Origin of the sequence: Erwinia sp. ErVv1, assembly GCF_900068895.1 — a bacterium.
GTDB lineage: Bacteria > Pseudomonadota > Gammaproteobacteria > Enterobacterales > Enterobacteriaceae > Erwinia.
In genome coordinates this window covers 70386-92038 of sequence record NZ_CDPK01000012.1, presented here as the reverse complement: position 1 = coordinate 92038, position 21653 = coordinate 70386, and the positions used below count along the sequence as shown (strand labels likewise).

At 59.2% G+C, this 21653-nt stretch carries 12 protein-coding genes and 1 pseudogene; 4 read left to right on the top strand and 9 right to left on the bottom strand.

Going from position 1 to position 21653, the window contains the following annotated elements:
* Positions 1-12 precede the first annotated feature (12 nt).
* From baeS to A1830_RS16025, 5 genes are read right to left on the bottom strand one after another with little or no spacing between them, the layout of a single operon-like run.
* Positions 13-1398: an envelope stress sensor histidine kinase BaeS gene (baeS, locus tag A1830_RS16045; protein WP_067708519.1), complete on the bottom strand. Its 1386-nt coding sequence runs from the start codon at positions 1396-1398 to the stop codon at positions 13-15.
* On the bottom strand, positions 1398-2804 hold the full coding sequence (gene mdtD / locus A1830_RS16040; RefSeq protein WP_067708515.1) for a multidrug transporter subunit MdtD: 1407 nt from the start codon (positions 2802-2804) through the stop codon (positions 1398-1400). The genes baeS and mdtD overlap by 1 nt, the downstream gene beginning before the upstream one ends.
* A gap of 3 nt (positions 2805-2807) precedes the next feature.
* A complete protein-coding gene (mdtC, locus tag A1830_RS16035; protein ID WP_067708512.1) occupies positions 2808-5912 on the bottom strand; it encodes a multidrug efflux RND transporter permease subunit MdtC in 3105 nt (1034 codons plus the stop codon).
* A complete protein-coding gene (locus A1830_RS16030) occupies positions 5909-9028 on the bottom strand; it encodes an MdtB/MuxB family multidrug efflux RND transporter permease subunit (protein ID WP_067708508.1) in 3120 nt (1039 codons plus the stop codon). Before A1830_RS16030 ends, mdtC begins: the two co-directional genes overlap by 4 nt.
* The gene (locus tag A1830_RS16025) at positions 9028-10272 is read right to left on the bottom strand and encodes an MdtA/MuxA family multidrug efflux RND transporter periplasmic adaptor subunit (protein ID WP_067708505.1); all 1245 of its coding nucleotides are present in this window, start codon (positions 10270-10272) and stop codon (positions 9028-9030) included. The genes A1830_RS16030 and A1830_RS16025 overlap by 1 nt, the downstream gene beginning before the upstream one ends.
* A 277-nt stretch (positions 10273-10549) precedes the next feature.
* On the opposite strand from A1830_RS16025, the gene A1830_RS16020 reads away from it, so the two are divergent.
* Positions 10550-11518, top strand: coding sequence for an aldo/keto reductase (locus tag A1830_RS16020; RefSeq protein ID WP_067708502.1), 969 nt, complete (start codon positions 10550-10552; stop codon positions 11516-11518).
* Positions 11519-11553: 35 nt separating this feature from the next.
* On the opposite strand, the gene yegD is transcribed toward A1830_RS16020, so the two are convergent.
* From yegD to A1830_RS16005, 3 genes are all read right to left on the bottom strand, one after another.
* Complete coding sequence (yegD, locus tag A1830_RS16015; protein ID WP_067708498.1) at positions 11554-12906, bottom strand: molecular chaperone; 1353 nt, start codon at positions 12904-12906, stop codon at positions 11554-11556.
* Positions 12907-13019: 113 nt separating this feature from the next.
* Entirely contained in the window at positions 13020-15626 is a 2607-nt protein-coding gene (locus A1830_RS16010; RefSeq protein WP_073981036.1) for a diguanylate cyclase, read from the bottom strand.
* Between the two features lie 138 nt (positions 15627-15764).
* Positions 15765-16394 carry a phosphatase PAP2 family protein gene (locus A1830_RS16005; RefSeq protein ID WP_231877652.1) on the bottom strand — a complete coding sequence of 210 codons (630 nt, stop codon included), beginning with the start codon at positions 16392-16394 and terminating at the stop codon, positions 15765-15767.
* 286 nt (positions 16395-16680) lie between these two features.
* Here A1830_RS16005 and udk point away from each other — a divergent pair, with 286 nt between their 5' ends.
* The 3 genes and pseudogenes from udk (at position 16681) to asmA (ending at position 19826) form a co-directional block, all read left to right on the top strand.
* Positions 16681-17322, top strand: a complete 642-nt coding sequence (udk, locus tag A1830_RS16000) for a uridine kinase (protein WP_067708491.1) — start codon at positions 16681-16683, stop codon at positions 17320-17322.
* A gap of 117 nt (positions 17323-17439) precedes the next feature.
* On the top strand, positions 17440-18021 hold the full coding sequence (gene dcd, locus A1830_RS15995; RefSeq protein ID WP_067708487.1) for a dCTP deaminase: 582 nt from the start codon (positions 17440-17442) through the stop codon (positions 18019-18021).
* A gap of 23 nt (positions 18022-18044) precedes the next feature.
* A pseudogene (gene asmA / locus A1830_RS15990) lies at positions 18045-19826 on the top strand (outer membrane assembly protein AsmA).
* Positions 19827-19948: 122 nt separating this feature from the next.
* Here the strand turns inward: asmA and A1830_RS15985 are convergent.
* Positions 19949-21529, bottom strand: coding sequence for a TerC family protein (locus A1830_RS15985; protein ID WP_073981039.1), 1581 nt, complete (start codon positions 21527-21529; stop codon positions 19949-19951).
* Between the last annotated feature and the right edge of the window lie 124 nt (positions 21530-21653).

The window sequence follows — 21653 nt, the reverse complement described above, 5'->3', positions numbered from 1 at the left end:
GGGGAAGAGGGTTCAGTTATCATGATAGGGTAAGTGTACCGTAATTTTCACGCCGCCCGCATCTGCGTGATCGGCCATAATGCGGCCATCATGCGCTTCAACAATATTCTGGCAGATAGCCAGGCCCAGGCCCGAGCCGCCGCTGGCGCGATTGCGCGAACTTTCGGCGCGGTAGAAACGCGCGAATATCTGCTGGCGCTGCTCGTCGGTAATGCCGGGAGGGGTGTCCTCAAACTGCACAATTCGCTGGCCCGGCAGGCTGCTGACGCTGATGGTCAGGCCGCCGCCCGCGTCGGTGTAGCGCAGGCTGTTCTCAATCAGGTTGGTCATCAGCTGCATCAGCCGATCGGGATCGCCAAACAGCGGGGCCTGCTCCGGCAGCCGGAGCGTCAGAGTCAGGCCGTGCGCGCTGAAGCGGCTGGTGAAGTTGCTCGCGACCAGCTCCAGCAGCGGCACCAGGTCAGTTTTACATTTGCGATAGGCCAGCGCCCCTTCATCCGAGAGCGAGAGCTGATGGACATCATCCACCAGCTTGGTGAGGGTAGCCACTTCTCCCTGTAGCGAGACGATGGATGCCGGCGTCAGCTGACGCACGCCGTCCTGTATCGCCTCCAGTTCGCCGCGCAGAATCGCCAGCGGGGTGCGCAGCTCATGGGAGATGTCGGCCATAAAGGCGCGGCGCATGCTTTCGTTTTTTTCCAGCGTACCGGCCAGTCGGTTAAAGTCCTGCCCCAGCCGGCCCAGTTCGTCGCGGCTGCTGGCCTGTACGCGGCTGGAAAAATCCCCGGCCGCCAGGCGGTGCGTACCTTCCACCAGCCGTTTGACCGGAGCCAGCAGTCCGCGCGACATCAGCCAGGTGACCAGCGCTGCCAGCAGCATGGTCAGGCCAACGATAATCCAGCTGGTGCGTTTCTGCTGCTGTTCAAAGTTGATATCGGCGCTGCGGGTCAGCCGCTCCGGCGGCGAACCAATGACCCAGCCGACAATATGCCCGTCGCTGGTGGTGATATTGCGGCGCGTGCCCTCCGGCGGTATCGGTCCGCGTGGGCCAATCATCACGTGATACTGCTGATCGATAATCCAGAACGGCGTTCGCCAGCCGTGCGGGGGCAGGTGAGTGCTGGCATCCGGGTTCTGCTCCAGCGAGTGCAGGATCTGGAAGACCAGCTTGTTGTTATGGCGAAGAAAATCCCAGTTGCCGTGCTGCTCATACTGATCGGAGAGCGCATCGCTCAGCATCACCAGCCGCTGCTCGTTGCCTTTCTTGATATAGTCAATAAAGCCATGCTCAAAGCTGAGCCGTACCCCCAGGTGCATGGTTGCCACCACCAGCAGGCAGGTTGAAAATATTGCGGCAAACAGCTTGGCGGTTATGCCGATACGTAACTTCGTGAACATCACGATCTCCTCCTGCGATCTAGCCGCGCATTTTCACTCACATCTGTCGGCACCCGCCAGAACACCAGCGCCGGTAACGCAATAATGCCTGCCACGCAAAGCCAGGTATAGATAAAAGCCTGATGCATTACCGGCGTGTCGACCTGCGCGCTTTGACCAAACGCGCCCAGGAGCAACCCGGCGAGGGTGACGCCGATGCTCATTGAGAGCTGCATCACCATCGACAGCAGGCTGTTACCGCTGCTGGCCAGATCGTCCGGCAGGGTTTTCAGCGTCAGGGTGTTCATGGCCGAAAAGCGGATGGCGTTTACCATCCCCTGTAGAAACAGCACCACCGGCAGCAGCAGGCTCCAGCCCAGCAGGGCCACCGCCGGGAAGAGCATCACGACCAGCGACAGGCCGAGCGTTGCGCCTGTCAGCACGTTGCGATAGCCGAAACGGCTGACAATCTGAACCACGATGCGCTTCATGCCCATGTTGCCGAGCACCATCGGGATCATCATCAACCCGGCATGAAAAGGGGTATAGCCCATGCCTACCTGGAGGAAAATCGGCGTCATAAAGGGCAGCATGCCGCTGCCAATCCGCCCCGTCAAACTGCCCAGCAGGCCGATGGCATAGACCGGCTGCGAAAAGAGCCGCAGGCTGAATAACGCTTTCTCATTACCCCGGGCGTGCAGGAGATAGAACAGTAGCGAAAAGAGTCCGATCGGCATTGAGAGACAGAGCAGCAGCGGAGCGTTGCCCAGCCCGCGCGGGCCATCCATCGCCAGCGTGAGGGTGGCCATGCCCACCGCCAGCAGGAGATAACCGATAAAATCGAAGGGCCGCGGCTGAAGTGAGGCGTTGGTGATAAGCCGCAGGGTGAGGATGGCGCCAGCCAGCCCGACCGGCAGATTAATAAGGAAAATCCAGTGCCAGCTGGCGTACTGTACCAGCAGACCCCCGAGTGCCGGACCGATCAGCGGGCCGACCTGGGCGGGCAGGGTAACGAAGGTCATCGCCGCCATATACTGTTCGCGCGGCACCAGCTTCATTACCGTCAGGCGTCCCACCGGTACCATCATCGCGCCGCCAATGCCCTGAATAATGCGCGCCGCAATCAGCTGATCCAGCGAGGTGGCCATGGCACAGAGCAGCGAACCCAGGCTGAACAGGATAATGGCGCTGAAAAAGACGTTTCGCACGCCAAAACGGTCAGCCAGCCAGCCGCTCACCGGCAGCATTACTGCTACCGTCAGCACATAAGAGACCACCACTGAATGCATATTCAGCGGGCTTTCATGCAGGCTCAGCGCCATTGAGGGCAGGGCGGTATTGACGATGGTGGTATCCAGCGTCTGCATAAAAAACCCGACGGCAACGATCCACAGCTGCCAGCGCACCTCGCGGGGAAGGGTATCCATTCGCTACTGGCTTCCTGAATCACGGCTGAGGGCAGAGGCGGCAGCCCCCTGTGCGCCCGGACGCTTCTTGCGGCGCAGCTTATCCATATAGAGATAGACCACCGGCGTGGTGTAAAGCGTCAATAGCTGGCTTACTATCAGCCCCCCCACCACGGTAATGCCCAGCGGCTGGCGCAGCTCCGCGCCGTCACCGGACGTGAGTACCAGCGGCAGGGCGCCAAACAGCGCGGCAAGGGTGGTCATCAGAATGGGCCGGAAGCGCAGCAGGCTGGCCTGGAATATCGCCTCACGGGCGCTAAGCTCGCCGCTGCGCTGGGCCTCCAGGGCGAAGTCCACCATCATAATGGCATTCTTCTTCACAATCCCAATCAGCAGCAGGATGCCAATTAGCGCAATCAGGCTGAACGGCGCACCAAACAGCTCCAGCGCCAGCAGCGCCCCCACGCCCGCTGAGGGGAGGGTGGAAAGAATGGTCAGCGGGTGAACGTAGCTCTCATAGAGGATGCCCAGCACAATATAGACCGTGGCGATGGCCGCCAGGATCAGCCACAGCTGGCTGCTCTGCGACTGCTCAAAGACCTTCGCCGTTCCGGCAAAGCTGCCGCGAACGCTGGCCGGGACGCCCAGCGAGGTCATACTGCGTTCGATGGCGGCAGAGGCCTGAGAAAGGGAGACGCCTTCGGGCAGGTTAAATGAAATGGTCGAGGCGGCAGACAGCCCCTCATGGTTGACCGACAGCGGGGCATTGGCCGGTAGCCAGTGGGCAAAGTAAGAGAGAGGGATAGCCTTTCCGCTGCTGTTCACCACGTACATTAAATCCAGCGAGCCGATATCCTGGGTGTAGCGCGGATCCACCTCCATTACCACCTTGTACTGATTCAGCGGCTGGTAAATGGTGGAAATCTGCCGCTGGCCGAACGCGTTGTTTAGCAGATCGTTGGCCATTGAAACGTCGATGCCAAGACGCGCCATGGTTTCCCGGTCGTAGGTCAGCGCCATTTCTGCCCCGTTATCCTGTTGATCGGAATTCACATCTGCCAGCTGCGGCAGCGTGCTAAAGGCCTGGCGAATTTTTGGCTCCCACTGCCTGAGGTCGTCAAGGTTGTCGGAGAGCAGCGTATACTGATAGCCGGCATTGGACTCGCGCCCGCCCGCCCGGAGATCCTGCACTGCCATCAGATAGAGGCTGGCCCCCGGCTCTTTCGCCAGCTTCACCCGCAGCCGCGCAATCACCGCCTGGGCGCTTTCGGTGCGCTCGCTGAGCGGCTTAAGCGAAATAAACATCGCCCCGCTGTTGGTCCCGGCGGCCCCGGTGAAGCCCATCACGCTTTCGACCGCCGGGTCGGCGTGGACGATAGTCATAAAATCCGCCAGCTTGTCGCGCATTGCCTGAAAAGAAATGCTCTGGTCGGCCTGAATAAAGCCCAGCAGCCGCCCGGTATCCTGCTCGGGCATAAAGGTCTTCGGAATGGTCGCGTAAAGATAAACCGTCAGGCCGATGGTGGCGAGGAAGACCAGCAGCGTCCAGCGCGCATGGTTGAGCACAACGCTCAGTGAGCGACCGTACCCCTGCTGCAGACGCAGCAGCAGGCTGCCGATGCCCGTTTTGCGCGGCTGTGGGTCTGCCGTGCGGGTGCGCAGCAGGCGGGCGCACATCATCGGCGTCAGCGTCAGGGATATCACCAGCGAGATCGCAATCGACACCGAGAGGGTAACCGCAAACTCTTTGAAGAAGCGGCCGATCAGCCCGCCGAGCATCAGCAGCGGCAGGAACACGGCGATCAGCGACAGGCTCATCGCCAGCACGGTAAAGCCGACCTCGCGCACGCCCTGTAGCGCCGCCTGCAGCGGCTTCATTCCCGCTTCAACGTGGCGTGAAATATTTTCCAGCACCACAATGGCGTCATCCACCACGAAACCGGTAGCGATGGTTAGCGCCATCAGCGACAGGTTGTTCAGGCTGAAGCCGCACAGGTACATTGCCGCGAAGGTGCCAATCAGGGAGACCGGTACGGCAACGGCGGGAATTAGCGTGGCGCGGCCGGAACGCAGGAACAGGAACACCACGAGGATCACCAGCCCGACGGAGATGACCAGCGAATGCTCAACCTCCGCCAGCGATGCGCGGATGGTCGGGGAGCGATCCTGCGCGATATTCAGTTCGACGGATGCGGGGATCAGGTTGCGCAGCTCGGGCACTTCGGCGCGGATGCGGTCAACCGTGGCGATGATGTTAGCGTCAGGCAGCTTGCGGATCAGCACCAGAATCGCGGGGCGCGCATTGGCCATACCGGCATTACGCACGTCCTGTACCGAATCGGTGACGTTCGCCACGTCTTTAAGCTGCACCGCCGCACCATTGTTATAGTGAATAACCAGTGGCCGGTAATCAGCGGCGGTTTGCAGCGCATCATTGGTTTTGAGCTGCCAGCGCCGATCGGCATCCTCAACGGCCCCCTGTGGCCTGCGCTGGTTGGCGTTAGCGATGGCGGTGCGTACCGCATCCAGCGACACGCCCTGATTAAACAACGCCTGCGGATTGAGGTCCACGCGCACGGCGGGGAGGGAGCTGCCGCCAATCGTGACGTCACCGACGCCCTCAATCTGCGACAACTTTTGCGCCAGCTGGGTCGAGGCATAGTCATACAGCTTGCCCTGCGACCAGCTGTCCGAGGTGAGCGTCATGATCATAATCGGCGCATCGGAGGGGTTGATCTTGCGCCAGCGGGGACGATCAGGCATCCCGGAGGGGAGCAGGCTCTGCGCGGCGTTGATGGCACCCTGTACGTCGCGCGCGGCACCGTTAATATCCCGGTCGAAATCAAACACCATGATAATTCGCGTCATGCCCAGCGAGCTGGTGGAGGTCATTTCGCTGACCCCCGCGATGCGGCCCAGCGCCCGCTCCAGCGGCGTGGCAACCGACGACGCCATGGTTTCCGGTGAGGCGCCGGGCAGCGAGGCGGAAATCATGATCACCGGAATATCCACCTGCGGCAGCGGGGCGACCGGCAGCAGCCGAAAACCCAGTATCCCCGCCAGGGTAATAGCAAGGGTCAGCAGAATTGTCGCCACCGGACGGTGAATAAACAGCGCAAAAAACCTCATTCTGCCGCCTCCCGCCGGAAGCGGCGACGCAGGGCGTGCGCCAGACGGTCAAACAGCAGATAGATAACCGGCGTGGTAAACAGGGTCAGCACCTGGCTGACGATCAGTCCTCCCACCATGGCAATGCCCAGCGGGCGGCGCAGTTCGGCCCCCACGCCGGTGCTGAGCATCAGCGGCAGCGCGGCCAGCAGCGCGGCCAGCGTGGTCATCAGAATCGGTCGAAAGCGCAGCAGGCAGGCCTGATAAATGGCCTCACCCGGGGGCATACCCTGCTCACGCTCCGCCGCCAGCGCGAAGTCGATCATCATAATGGCGTTTTTCTTTACGATGCCGATCAGCAGAATAATGCCAATGATGGCGATAACGTCCAGCTCGCTGCCGCTGATCAGCAGCGCCAGCAGCGCACCGACCCCCGCCGTCGGCAGCGTGGAGAGGATGGTGATCGGGTGAATAAAGCTTTCATACAGCACGCCCAGCACGATATACATCGTCACAATAGCGGCCACAATCAGCCAGACGGTTCCCGACAGGGCGGCCTGGAAGGCCAGGGTACTGCCCTGGAAGTGAGTGATGATATCGGATGGCATCGCCAGATTTCGTTCCGCCTGACTGATGGCGTTCACCGCCTCTTCCAGCGAGTAACCGTCGCTAACGTTAAAGGAGAAGGTGGTGGAGGGGAACTGATCCAGATGGTTGATGCTTAAGGCCCCGTGGCGCTGCTCAACGCGCGCGATGGCGCTGAGCGGCACGGTACCACCCGACGCATTCTTCAGACGGATGCCGTCCAGGCCTGCCAGACCGGGCGTTTCGGTGGTGTTGTGCTCCAGCACCACCCGGTACTGGCTGGACTGAGTATAGATGGTGGAAATCAGCCGCTGGCCGAACGCGTTATAGAGCGCATTATCCACGTCGGCCATGGTAATGCCGAGGCGGCTGGCGCTGTCGCGATCCACCCGGATATAGGCTTCCAGCCCCTGATCCTGCCAGTCGCTGCTGACGTCTTTAAGCTGCGGCAGGGCGGAGAGCGTTTCCACCAGCTTCGGTACCCACAGGCTTAATGCCTCCAGCGATCCCGTTTGCAGGCTGAACTGATACTGGGTCCGGCTGAGCTGGGTATCTATGGTCAGGTCCTGTACCGGCTGTAAATAAAGAGTCACGCCTGGCAACCCGGCAATATCGCGCTGCAAACGCGCAATGACCGCCTGAATACGATCGTCGCGCTCGCTGAGCGGTTTAAGCGTTATTTGCAGTCGACCGCTGTTAAGCGCGGGATTGGTTCCATCAACGCCCACAAAGGAGGTCAGGCTCTGTACCGCCGGATCCTTCATGATGATTGAGGCAACCTGCTGCTGCCGCTGGGCCATATTGCTCCAGGAAACCGACTGTGGCCCCTGGAGTGTCCCCTGAATAATGCCGTTATCCTGGAGCGGGAAAAATCCTTTAGGAATGGCGATCCACAGCAGGACGGTGATGGCCAGCGTGCTCAGCGCCACGGTGAGCGTCAGCCAGGGGTGATGCAGGACCCGGCGGAGTAAGCGGCCATACGCGGCAATCACCCGATCAAACATCGCCTCGCTGGCGCGCGAGAAGCGGTTCTGTTTTCGCAGTGATTCTGCGCTGAGCATGCGCGCGCACATCATCGGGGTCAGGGTCAGCGAGACCACCGCCGAGATAAGAATCGAGATCGCCAGGGTGACGGCGAATTCGCGGAACAGCCTGCCGACGATATCCCCCATAAACAGCAGTGGGATCAGCACCGCAATCAGCGAAAAGGTCAGCGAAATAATTGTAAAACCGATCTCTCCGGCCCCTTTGAGCGCCGCGTCCAGCGGCTTTTCACCCTTTTCGAGATAGCGGGAGATGTTTTCAATCACCACGATGGCGTCGTCCACCACGAAGCCGGTGGCGATCGTGAGCGCCATCAGCGTCAGGTTATTGATCGAAAAGCCGAGGAACCAGATCACCGCGAAGGTGCCGATGAGCGACAGCGGCACCGCCACGGCGGGGATCAGCGTGGCCGGGACGTTGCGCAGAAACAGGTAGATGATCATCACCACCAGCGCGATGGAGAGCATCAGCTCAAACTCCACGTCGTGAACCGAGGCGCGGATATTGGTGGTGCGGTCGGTGAGAACCCTGACCTCCACCGATTTTGGCAGCGAGGCGGTGAGCGCGGGGAGCATCTGACGGATGCTGTCGGCGGTGGTGATAATGTTTGCCCCAGGCTGGCGCTGAATATTCAGCACAATGGCGGGCTGCCGGTTGGCCCAGGCACCGAGCCAGCGGTTTTCGGCACCCTGCACGACGCTGGCGACGTCGCCAAGGCGAACCGGTGCGCCCTTCTGGTAAGCGACGACCAACTGGCGATAATCCTCGGCAGATTTCATCTGATCGTTGGCGGAAAGGGTTATCGCGCGCTCCGGGCCGTCCAGGCTCCCCTTAGCCGAGTTAACGTTGGCATTGGTGATGGCGGTGCGGATGGTTTCACTGTCCAGCCCCAGCGCCGCCAGGGCCTGAGCATTCAGCTTTACGCGCACGGCGGGACGCTGCCCGCCCGCCAGGGGGACCAGCCCGACGCCGGAGACCTGAGAGATCTTTTGCGCCACGCGGGTTTCCACCATATCTTCAACCTGGGTCATCGCCATGCTAGTGGAGGTGACCGCAAGGGTCATAATCGGCGGATCGGCCGGGTTAACTTTGCTGTAAACCGGTGGATTAGGCAGGTCGTTCGGCAGCAGATTGGTGGCGGCATTGATCGCCGCCTGCACCTCCTGCTCGGCCACGTCCAGCGGCAGGGTAAGCTGGAACTGAAGCGTTACTACCGATGCCCCCCCGGCGCTCTGGGAAGACATCTGTTTTAAGCCCGACATCTGGCCGAACTGGCGCTCCAGCGGGGCGGTGATCGCCGAGGTCACCACGTCCGGGCTGGCACCGGGGTAGAGCGTGACCACCTGAATGGTCGGATAATCGACCTCCGGCAGGGCTGAAACGGGCAGGGCGCGATAGCCAAGGATGCCAGCCAGCAGGATAGCCACCATCAGCAGGGTGGTGGCGACGGGGCGTAATATGAACGGGCGCGACGGGCCGCCGCCCGGATTAGGGGACATCACCTGCATCAGACACCTGCTCCCGCTGCGGGCAGCACGCTGTTGGTCGGGGTGCCGGAGGTAGCCTGCGGTGCAATGACCTCAACCTGTGCACCCTCTTTCAGACGGTCAATGCCGTCGGTGACCACCCGCTCTCCGGCATCCAGCCCGGCCTTCACCACCACGCTGTGACTGTCCTGCATCCCGACGGAAACCTGCTTTTTACTGACCTTACTCTCAGCGTTTACCACCCAGACGAAATTGCCCTCGTTGCCCAGCTGTAGCGCAGCGGTCGGGATAACGATGGCATCCTCCAGCGTATTGACCTTCAGCCTGGCGTTAACAAACTGATTGGGGAACAGCCTGTCATCGCTGTTGCTAAAGCGCGCTTTCAGCTTCACCGTGCCGGTGGTGGCATCGATCTGATTATCCATACTCAGCAGGCTGCCCTGGGTCAGCAGCCTGCTGTTCGTGCGATCCCAGGCTTCAACCGGAACGGGCAGGCCGCTTTTCTGCGCGGTTAGCAGGGTAGCGATGTCGTTTTCGGGCAGGCTAAACACCACGTCGATAGGGTGAGTCTGGGTAATCACCACAATCCCGGTGGTATCACTGCTGGCGATCATATTGCCCACATCCACCTGTTTCAGGCCAACGCGGCCCGAGATGGGGGCCACCACGCGGCTGTAGGTGAGATTAAGCTGAGCGCTGGCGACGCTGGCTTCATCTACCTTTAGCGTGCCCTGGGTCTCACTGACCAGCGCACGCTGCGCGTCCATCTCCTGACGTGATACCAGGTTGGTTTTGACCAGGGATTCATAGCGCGCCAGATCGCGGCGGGCGTTAGCCAGCGTCGCCTGGTCCTTTGCCAGCTGCCCCTGCGCCTGCATCAGCGCAATTTGATAAGGTCGCGGGTCGATCTCCGCCAGCAGCTGTCCGGCCTCCACCTGCTGCCCTTCGGTGAAGTGCAGCGCCATCAGCGTGCCATCGACGCGGCTGCGCAGGGTGACCGTATTGGTCGCGGTAACGGTGCCCAGGCCGGCCAGATACTGCGGCACACTTTGTCTGACGGCTTCTGCCGCCTGCACCGGCGTGGGCGCGCCGCTGCCGCCGCGATGGCCACCTTCGCCTTTCCCACCGGCTCCCGCCTGCCTGGCATGCTCTGCGTTCGGCGGCGAGGCTGCCTGCTGACTGTGCCACCAGATGTAGCCACCCACTGCACAGGCCGCGACGATCAGAATAAGCAGGATCCTGCGGGAAGGTCGTTTGGTCTTCATGTTGTTAAGCGCTCTCCGGTAGCAATAGGGTGTCCTCTGGATCGAACGGCGATCCTTAAGCCTGTGAGTTTAACCAGTTTAAAGGGTGTAAAAATGAATGAAATATGAATTAAGGCTATTTTTTCTGCTTTATTGTCAGCGACGTAATGCGCGATTGCGCCTGATAACTTAAGTACTCATAAAGTGAAAATGTTATGCCACAAATGTACCACGCGCTCGTGACAATGTTTGCTACGCTAATTAGCACGCGAAAATCATTCATTTCAGGAGAGACATGATGAGTCAGATAGAGCACCGTTCATTAGGCCGCACCGGCATTCAGGTTCCCACGCTCACCTTCGGCGGCAACGTCTTCGGCTGGACAATCGACCAGAAAACCTCCTTCTCACTGCTGGATGCGCTGGTTGAGAAAGGGCTGTATTTCATCGATACCGCTGATGTGTATTCGCGCTGGGCACCCGGCAACCAGGGCGGCGAGTCGGAGACCATTATCGGCAACTGGCTGAAGCAGAGCGGCAAGCGCGATAAAATCGTGCTGGCTACCAAGGTGGGTATGGATCTGGGTGACGGAAAAACCGGGCTGGCACCGGCCCGCATTCGCCAGGCGATTGAAGATTCCCTGCGACGTTTGCAAACCGACACTATCGATCTGTATCAGGCCCACCGCGACGACAGCGACACGCCGCTGCAGGAGACGCTGGCGACCTTTGACGCGCTGATTAAAGAGGGCAAAGTGCGTGCAGTAGGGGCTTCTAACTATTCGGCAGAGCGGCTGGCGGAAGCGTTAAAGGTCAGCGAAGCGCAGGGTCTGGCGCGTTATGAAACGCTCCAGCCGGAATATAACCTTTACGATCGCAAAGAGTATGAAAGCGGGCTGGAAAAGGTCGCCAGCGAGAACGGGCTGGGCGTGATTAACTATTATTCCCTGGCGAGCGGCTTTCTGAGCGGTAAATACCGCCGGCCGGAAGATGCCAGTAAGAGCCCGCGCGGCGACGGCGTGGTGCAGAAATACCTCAACCCACGCGGGCTGAGCATCCTGAAGGCGCTCGACAGGGTGGCTGAAAGCAATAACGCCACGCCAACGCAGGTCGCGCTGGCATGGCAGATTGCCCGACCCAGCATTACGGCACCGATTGTTAGCGTGACCTCGCTGGCCCAGCTTGACGAGCTAACGAAAGCCGCCGCGCTTAAGCTGAGCGACGCGGATCTGCGTGCGCTCTCCGACGCCAGTGCCGGTCAGGCTTAAGGCTTAGCTAAACCTCGCTGGCGCGGCATAAGGCTTTAGCGGAACATCACCTGCGCCCAGCGCGCCAGTCCGGCGGTGACCGAGCCGAAGTCATCGCCGCTGGTCAGCGGGATGTCAGGCAGCAGTTCGCTTAGCGCCTGGCGTAGCACCGGCGAGCGCGCGCTGCCGCCGGTGAGGAACACCACATCCGGGCGGGTGCCGCTGGCGGCTAACGCCAGTTTCACCTGCTCCTTTATGCGCTCAACCGGCTGAGATATGGCCGCCTGAAGCGCATCCACGCTGATAAGCGTCTCCAGGGATGCCTCAATAAAGCTCAGCGGTGCGCCAACCTGCTGGCGATCCGACAGGGCGATTTTGCTCTCTTCCGCCGCGCGAACCAGCCGATAGCCCAGCCGCTGCTGCCAGACTTTTAATAACCGTTTCACCTTTTCGGGCTCGGCGGCATCGCGGATCAAATCCTGGAGCTGTCTGCGGCTGGCGGTGGCGTAGAAGTCGCTTTGCGCCGGGACATCATTGATTGCCACCGCATTCCACCAGGGCAGGGCGGGCAGGTTAATGCCTTTAACGGTCGAGCCACCTAATCCCAGCAGCGGCATCAGCTCTTTGAATGCCAGCATGATATCCAGGTCGTTTCCGCCGACGCGGCAGCCGCTGTGGCCCAGCAGGCTACTGCTACGATCCGCCTTGTCATGCCACTCGGGCCCCATCAGCAGCATCGAGCAGTCGGTGGTTCCGCCGCCAATATCCACTACCAGCACGCGCGTTTCGGCGGTGAGGGTCGCTTCAAAGTCCAGCCCGGCCGCTACGGGCTCATACTGGAACTCAACGTCCTTAAAGCCTGCGCGGGAGGCTGCTCGCGCCAGAATTCCCTGCGCCTGACGGTTGGCCTCATCGCCGCCTAACCCCTGGAAGTTGATCGGGCGGCCAATCACCGCCTGGCTGACGCTGCCGTTAAGCTGTTGTTCAGCCTTCTGGCGAATATGCAGCATCGTGGCGCACACCAGATCTTCAAAAAAGGCGACCTGCTGGGGTTTAAGTCCGTTTGCGCCGAGGAACGACTTAGGGGATTTAACAAACCAGACGTCCTCGGGGTCTTCCATATACTGCGCCAGCGAGGCGAGGCCGAACTGCACGCTGCCGGGGGTGACGTCGATATCTTCTTCACGATTTAAAGCCACCGCGCGACGCAGGATCGCCTGATTCTCCGCGTCCGGCGTGGGCACCTGATGATGACGAAAAAGCCACTCACTGACGGCCTCTCTGGTCGGTGCACACAGCATCGAGGGCAGTAAGGTCGAGCCCTGCTCCAGAGGCAGCAGTTCGGGTGCGCCCTCGTTCATGATGGCTACCGAGCAGTTTGCCGTACCGTAATCAAAGCCGATAAACATATGTCCCCTCCGCGAGCGGTGAAAAAAGGGGGGGACTTTAGCCCAGGGCCGCGTGGAGAGCAAGAACCCCGCGCGATTAAATCGCCTGACCTGAGCGGGATGAGCGCGTCGGGCTACTCGTTTTCACGGCGGGAGAGCAGGGGGTTCAGATGCTTAAGCAGAGCGGAACCGTATACTGAGAACTGCCCGCGCCCGCTATGCTTGGCGTTGTAGCAGGCGAGATCGGCCTGCGCCATCACCTCGCTGTCGTTGCAGTTATGGCGATTGATCAGCGTAATGCCCGCGCTGGCACCAATCGGGTAGCGCTGACCCTGCCATATAAAGCGGTATTCGTTCACCGCCAGCACCGTGCGGGAAATTCTCTCGCGTGCCTCCTCCAGCGTCACGTCGGCCAGCAGCACGCCAAATTCGTCACCGCCCAGGCGTGCCAGCATGTCGCTACTGCATAACCGTTGCCTCATGACGCCTGCCAGCTCGCGCAGCAGGGCATCTCCGGCCGCGTGTCCTGCACTGTCGTTCACCGATTTAAAGCGATCGAGGTCGATAAATACCAATACGTGCTGCTGATGATTGTCCCGTGCCGATTGCAGCAGTCGCTGGAGCTGAAGCTCAAAATTGACGCGGTTAGGCAGGCGGGTCAGCATATCGTGTGAGGCGCTGTGGCTCAGGCGGCGCATCATTTCCCGCGACTCACTGACGTCCTGTATCACCAGTACGCTGCCAATACTCTCCCCTTCCTGAGTTTTCAGCGGCGTGATGGTGTAGTGAATTTCATACTGCGTGCCGGCCGCGTTATGCAACACCAGCTCCCTGTCGATATCCGGCAGGGTAATTTCACATGACGGTTCGCCCTGCAGCAGGATCTCCATGGCGGGGCCGCTGTGTCCACGAGTTATACGCAGAATGTCGCCGATCGGCTTACCCGCCGCGTTCTCCTGCGTCCAGCCGCTCATACTTTCCGCCACCGGGTTCATAAAGGTTACCCGCATCGCTTTATCGGTGCTGATCACCGCTTCGCCAATCGAATCCAGCGTAATATGCATCCGCTCTTTCTCCTGGTAGAGCGCATCGGTCAGCAGGCGCATTGTCGTCATGTCCTGACTGATACCCAGCATCCTTTCCAACTGGCCCTTTTCGTCCAGCACCATCGTCGACTGACTGCGAATATGGCGAATGCCCGACGCGGTGTTGATGCGAAAGTGAATATCCAGCGGCGCGGGCGTCAGGGTGGCCAGGTTGAACGCGTCCGTGGCCATCTGCCGGTCGGCAGGCAGCAGCATGTCAGCCCAGGTGTCATAGGTCGGCTGCGCATCTTCCGGCAGCTGATAAATCTCACACATCCGTTTGTCCCAGCTTATCCTGCCGGTTCGCAGGTTCCAGTCCCACACGCCGATACCGCCCGCCTCATTGGCCAGGGTGATCCGCTGCATCAGACGACGGTTGATCGCCTCGGTTTTTTTCAGTTCGGTGATATCTTCAATCTGCGAGATAAAATAGAGCGGCTGACGTTCGCTATCCCGCACCAGCGAGACGGCGAGCCTTGCCCAGACAATCCTGCCGCTCCGATGGTAATAACGCTTTTCCAGGCTGTAGCTCTCCACTTCACCCTGTAGAAGCGTCCGGGCGTGGGCAAGATCGGCCTCGACATCTTCGGGATGGGTGATCTGCTGGAAGGTGAGCTGCAACAGTTCGTGCGCCTGATAGCCCAGCAGCGAACAGAGCGATTTATTGACCTGTACCCACTGCCCCTCCGGAGAGAGCAGCGCCATGCCAATTTTTGAAAACTCCATGGCGTGGCGAAAGCGGGTTTCGCTCTCCACAATGTGCTTTCTCTCTTCGCGAAAAGAGTGCATCACCAGCGTCATAATATGGCTGGGAATGATGGCCATCAGGAAGGGCAGCCAGGGGGTACGGGTAGTAAACCACCCGCTGTTTGAGCGCAAATCGAGCAGATGTAGCGTTAGCATCAGGGACATCATCGCCAGCGTCGCCAGGAAGACCACAAACGCTTCGAAGCGCGGCAGACGTACCGCGCTGTAAAACAGCACAACAATGACAAAAGTAAACGGCCACGGCAGATAACGCAAAGCCAGATAGCTTAACAGCAGCGTAGCGACCAGGGTCAGGAGGGTTTCCAGCAGCACATGCTGGCTAAAGTTTTTGTGAAAATAGTCGCTGCGCCACAGCAGGCAGACCGGCCCCAGCACCAGCATGCCAATCATTTCTGAGATAACCCAGGTAGAAAAGAAGTGCAGATTCGAACGATCGCTGACGTTGATTAGCAGCGTGGCAACCACCCCACCCAGCAGCGGGGCCAGCAAACCGACTGACGCCACGATTTTTACCCAACTCAGCAAGGTGTCCAGCGGTGCCAGGGGGTCAATCAGACGACGCAGCAGTGCCCCGCCGAAGGCAGCCTGAAGCAGATTAAGCAGGGCAAAGGTCACGACCTCCGGGGAGGGGCCCGCCATCATCGCGTTCGCCCCTGTCAGCCCGACCAGGCAGGCGGAAAGGATCAGCGGCAGGGAGGTTAACGGAAGGCGGAAGACGACGATGGTCATCAGCGCCGTGGGGAACCACAGCGGCGAAACAGGTCCCCCGAGTTTAATCAGCATCAGGCAGAATATTGCCAGCGAAAAGGTGAGTGCGCCAAGCGATAACGCCAGCATCCCGTGGGATAAAGCCGTCGGGCTAGCCTGTAAAGGAGTCTGAGTCGTCATTAACTATTCCAGCGGGGACAGACGGTCACGTCAGCGCACTAAGCGTTGCTCAGAACATGCTAGCATAACCCTTTCTGAATGCCTGCCAGAATTCAAAACTGTGCGTTATTCGGGCGATTGATTAGCCGGGCTTGCCTGCTACTGGCGCATTTTTAACAACTCTTCGCGTGTCCAGGCATGATCGATCCCGGCAATATGCACCGACAGGCGCTGCAGAAACTGCTGCGTTGTCGCCAGTCGTCCGTGGCCCAGCAGCACCAGGGGCAGCAGCAGGGCAATAGTGAGCTGACCGGTCGAAAAGCCCTTCAGCTGGGCATGGCGCTGGCTGACCAGGAAGGCGCTACTCAGCGTAAAGCCCAGGATGAGCCCCGCGAAGACTTCGCTATGGGAATGGTAGTTGAGGATCAGACGTGATGCGCCGACCATTAGCGGGATAAGGTAGCCGATGCCGACCGCAAATCCTCGCCAGAGTGGGGGCAGACGGCCGCTCAGCAGCCAGAGCATTACTGGCCACAGCGTCGCGGACATGGCGCTGTGGCCGCTGAATCCGGTGAAGTTATAGCGTGCGCTGCCGATGCCAAAGCCGAGAAAGGCAATTTTAGAGAGGCTGACAATTGCGCCAGCGGCACAAAAAGCCAGCACCCAGTACCAAACCGCACGACGGTCGCTGTTTTTCCAGTTAATCAAAATAGCCATGATGACGGCGGTCGGGATAAGCAACATGCTGTCGCCGAAATAGGTCAAAAAATGCAAAATATGCCAGGACACCTGATTTCCTTTTTATTGTGTTACGGGGCAGACGGGCTTTCACCCGGGGCTGTCTGGTCGTGATCCATTGTTTATTTGTCGTTTGCCAGGCGCAATGACCGGGCTAAAATTGTGAAGCCTGTCTCACTATTGTCATTCTAACGGTGAACCTCTTTAGCGCATAACGGGAAAGTCTTAAAAGCGTTATGTCGCATTTCGCTGGCATCAAACCCCCGAAATCCCTATAATTACGCGCGAAATCCTCCTCTCCATTGTCTCTGACAATCAGTAACCAGGTCTTTAATTTATGACTGACAAGTCGCATCAGTGCGTCATCGTAGGTATCGCCGGCGCATCTGCCTCCGGGAAAAGTCTTATTGCCAGTACGCTCTATCGCGAAGTCCGCGACCGGGTCGGTGATGAAAATATTGGTGTGATCCCTGAGGACGCTTACTACAAAGACCAGAGCCATCTGACCATGGATGAGCGGGTGAAAACCAACTACGATCACCCCAGCGCTATGGATCACAGCCTGCTGCTCCAGCATTTGCAGATGCTTAAGGCCGGGCAGGCGATCGATTTGCCGGTTTACAGCTACGTCGAGCATACCCGTACCGAACAGTGCATCCAGCTTAAGCCAAAGAAGGTCATTATCCTTGAAGGCATCCTGCTGCTGACCGACGCCCGACTGCGCCAGGAGATGAACTTCTCTATATTTGTCGATACGCCGCTGGATATCTGTCTGATGCGCCGCATGAAGCGTGACGTTAACGAACGCGGTCGCTCCATGGATTCGGTCATGGCGCAGTACCAGAAAACCGTTCGTCCAATGTTCCTGCAATTTATTGAGCCTTCCAAGCAGTATGCCGACATTATCGTGCCGCGCGGGGGTAAAAACCGTATCGCCATTGATATTCTGAAAGCCAAAATTAATCAGTTCTTCGAATAGCAGGATAAGGTCACCCGCTGCCTGATGAAGGGCGCGGGTGGCACAACGCGCAGGAAGCGCACCTGTCCCAGCCTTCCTGCCAGTTTTAGCCCATTCACACCTAGTGGAGACGCCACCATGAGATTATGCGACAGCGACATTGAAGCCTGGCTCGACAGCGGGCAGCTCGACATTGCGCCGCGCCCACCGGTTGAACGCATTAACGGAGCCACCGTGGATGTGCGCCTGGGCAACCAGTTTCGAACCTTTCGTGGACACACGGCCGCCTTTATTGATCTGAGCGGCCCGAAGGATGAGGTGAGTGCCGCGCTGGATCGCGTCATGAGCGATGAGATCGTGCTGCCGGAAGGCGAAGCTTTCTATCTTCATCCCGGCGAGCTGGCGCTGGCGGTCACGCTTGAGTCCGTGACCCTGCCGGATAACCTGGTCGGCTGGCTGGATGGCCGCTCCTCGCTGGCGCGCCTCGGCCTGATGGTGCACGTGACGGCGCACCGTATCGATCCCGGCTGGCAGGGACGTATCGTGCTTGAGTTCTATAATTCAGGTAAGCTGCCTCTGGCGCTACGTCCGGGTATGCTGATTGGCGCACTGAGTTTTGAACCGCTTTCAGGACCGGCTGCCCGACCCTATAACCGTCGGCAGGACGCGAAATATAAGGGTCAGCAGGGCGCTGATGCCAGCCGTATCGACAAAGATTAAGTCTCAGGCACTGAGGGGAAGGCATGAAAAGATTCATTACCACGCTGGCCATTTTGCTGGTGGTGATAGTAGCCGGAATGACTGCGCTGGTATTGCTGATCAATCCTAACGACTTTCGCACCTATATGACCAGTCAGGTGGAACAGCGTAGCGGCTACCGGCTGGCACTGAATGGCGATCTGCGCTGGCACGTCTGGCCACAGCTAAGCATTCTGTCGGGGCCGATGAGCCTGACTGCGCCCGGGGCCGTACAGCCGGTGCTCAGCGCGGAAAATATGCGTCTGGACGTGCACCTTCTCCCTCTTCTCTCTCACCAGCTATCGGTTAAGCAGGTGATGCTGAAAGGCGCGGTTATCCGTATGACGCCCGACAGCGACAGCCAGCAGCCCGCGAATACGCCGATGGCGCCCAGGGACAGCCGTCCGCCGGAAACCAGCCGGGGATGGAAGTTTGATATTGACGAACTGCGCATGGCGGACAGCCTGCTGATCTGGCAGCAAAGCAATGGCGAGCAAATTAATTTCCGCGATCTGAATTTACAGCTCTCCCAGAACAGGCAAAAACAGGCACATCTGGACCTGAGCAGTCGCATCAGTCGCGATCAGCGCGAACTGCTGGTGCATGTTAACGCGGATACGGATATGAGCCGCTATCCCCGGCAGTTCTCAGCGACCATTAATCAGCTTGACTACCAGCTCACCGGCGCGGATTTGCCGACCCGCGGCGTGAAGGGCCAGGCAAATATGCAGCTGAGCTGGCAGGGTGACAGCCAGGCGTTCAGCCTGAAAAACCTTTCGCTGCAGGCGAACGACAGTCAGCTGACGGGAAGCGTCAGCGGCACGCTGGCCGAACGTCCAAAGCTCGATATTAATCTACATTCTCCCTCGCTGAATATGGATTCCCTGCTGGGGCTGACGCTTAATGGCAGTAACGGCAGCCAGGGCATACAGGCCCAGCGCGCCGCTCCCGGACCGGTTATTGCCCAGCCCGCCCAGCGGAGTAATGCCGATTCACCGTTAAATGCGCTGGACGGCAGCATTACGCTCACCGTCGACAAAATGCGCTGGCGCGGGATGGATCTGGCACAGGTGCAGGTTAATGCGGCCAGTCAGCAGGGCATCCTGAATCTCACTACCCTGCGCGGCAAGGTTGGTCAGGGTGAGTTCTCGCTTCCGGGGCGCATAGATGTATCAAATGCCGTGTCGGCTATCGCCTTTCAGCCGGTATTCAGTGATATTCCCGTGGCGCCACTGTTGCAGGCGTTTGACCTTCCGGCATCGCTGAGTGGAAACCTCAGCCTGACCGGGAATTTCAGCGGCACAGGCCTGTCAGTGCGTTCGTTCCGGCACGACTGGCAGGGCAGGGCGGACGTCAGCCTGTCGGATGCGCAGATGGCGGGGCTTAATTTTCAGCAGATGATCCAGCGTGCGGTAGAGCGCAGCAGCGATCGCGTGCGCGGGCCGTCTGACCACCCGGCAGGTAGCGCACTGCAGCATATCACCGCCGGTGCCACGCTCAATAAGGGCCTGTTGGCCTTTGATTCGCTAAAGGGCACCTCGTCAATGCTGAACTACAGCGGCGAGGGGGGGGTGAACCTGGCAAACCAGCAGGCGNAAGTACTCTTCGTCGGCAGCGTCAGATGTGTATAAGAGACAGGGTCGGCGCTGAATTACTCATTGCAGATTGATCAGGTGCTGCGACAGCAGCTACAGGACGAGGCGAAAAAACGTTTGCAGCAGTGGGCCGATCGTAATCAGAACAGCGATAAGCGCGGATCCGTGCAGAAGCTGATTAAGGATTTATAAACGAGGCCGGGAGGGATCCCCCGGCCCTGCTTTACGCCCTTCTCTGGACCTGTAGCGCGTATCTGAGAAGGGTTGCGTTGCCTCGATCCTGACGCTGAGAAACGTATTCCTCTCCCCGAAACCTATACCTCGTAATCTTCTTCGTTGACTGCCAGCGGAACAATCTGCACCTTCTGCACCCGATGGCTGTCAACCTGAAGGATACGGAACAGCGTGTCGCCGATCTGAATCTCATCTCCAGCCTGCGGCACCCGTTGCATATGCTCCATCAGTAATCCTGCCAGGGTATGATAATCGCGCTTCTCATCGATCGGCAGCGCCATATACATGACCAAATCGTCCAGCGGCATATGACCATTTGCCGTCCAGCTGCCATCGACGTTTTGCTGAATGTCGTAGCGGGGATCGCTATTCTCTCCCTCATTGGGTAAATTCCCGGCAATGGTCTCCATCACGTCGCTCAGCGTCACGACGCCCTCTATCGAACCAAATTCATCCGCGACAAAAGCGAAGTGGGTTCGCGCGTTGCGAAACTGCTCCAGCGCAGGCAGCAGGGTAAGCTGTTCCGGAAACACCAGCGGCTGACGTACCAGCGCGCGGATATTCAGGCTGTTGCCGTGCAGCGCCTGCTGCAACAGGTCGATAACATGAACCACGCCCAGAGGGTCATCACTGTTATCCGTGACCACCAGCCGCGTATGCTGATTACTGTCCAGCAGCGCCATTATCTTCTCCGGCGATTCGCTGAGGTCTACGTGCTCCACGTCGTGGCGTGAGGTCATGATGCTGCTGACGGTGCGCTGTCCCATCCCCAGCACGCGGGCAATCATCATTCGCTCCTGCTTGTTGAAGATGGCCTGGCCTTCAGCGGAATCGGGTGCCAGAGACGCGGTTTCGCTGTCCAGCTCGCTGCGGTCAGGGTCGCCCCGCAGCAGGCGAAGCACCGCTTCTGCCGTACGCTTACGCAGCGGAGATTTCGCAGACAGGAAACGCCGCCGGTTAAACTGCGCCAGCTGATTGAGCGCCTCAATAATGATTGAAAAGCCAATGGCCGCGTAGAGATAGCCTTTCGGTATGGCATAACCAAAGCCGTCCGCCACCAGGCTGAAGCCAATCATCAGCAGAAAGCTCAGGCACAGAATCACGATGGTGGGGTGCGCATTGACGAAACGCGTCAGCGGCTTGCTGGCCAGCAGCATCAGGAAAATGGCGATGATCACTGCCGCCATCATCACGGCCAGGCTGTCGACCATGCCCACGGCGGTAATCACCGAGTCCAGCGAGAACACCGCATCCAGCACCACGATCTGCGCCACTACCGGCCAGAATTTAGCCCCACGCTTTTGTGGATTTTCGTCTGCATCCTTTCCCTCCAGACGCTCGTTCAGCTCCATGGTGGCTTTGAACAGCAGAAAAACCCCGCCCGTGAGCATAATCAGGTCCCGTGCACTAAACGGATGACCGGCAAGGGTAAACAGCGGCGTAATTAAAGACGAAAGCCATGAAATGGATGCCAGCAGCAGCAAACGCATCACCAGCGCCAGCAGCAGCCCGGTTATGCGCGCTTTGTCGCGCAGAGCAGGGGGGAGCTTTTCAGCAAGAATGGCAATAAAAACAAGGTTATCGATGCCCAGTACCAGTTCCAGCACAATAAGCGTCACCAGCCCGGCCCACACAGACGGATCGACGATCCATTCCAACATTAGATACTCACCCAATCGGCGTTAAGAAATTTTTATGATGATAGTGAATCCTGATCAATACCACAAATAAACCCATCAGCGGCGGAAGCTGGCTCTGATAAATAACCACGGCAGGGATAATCAT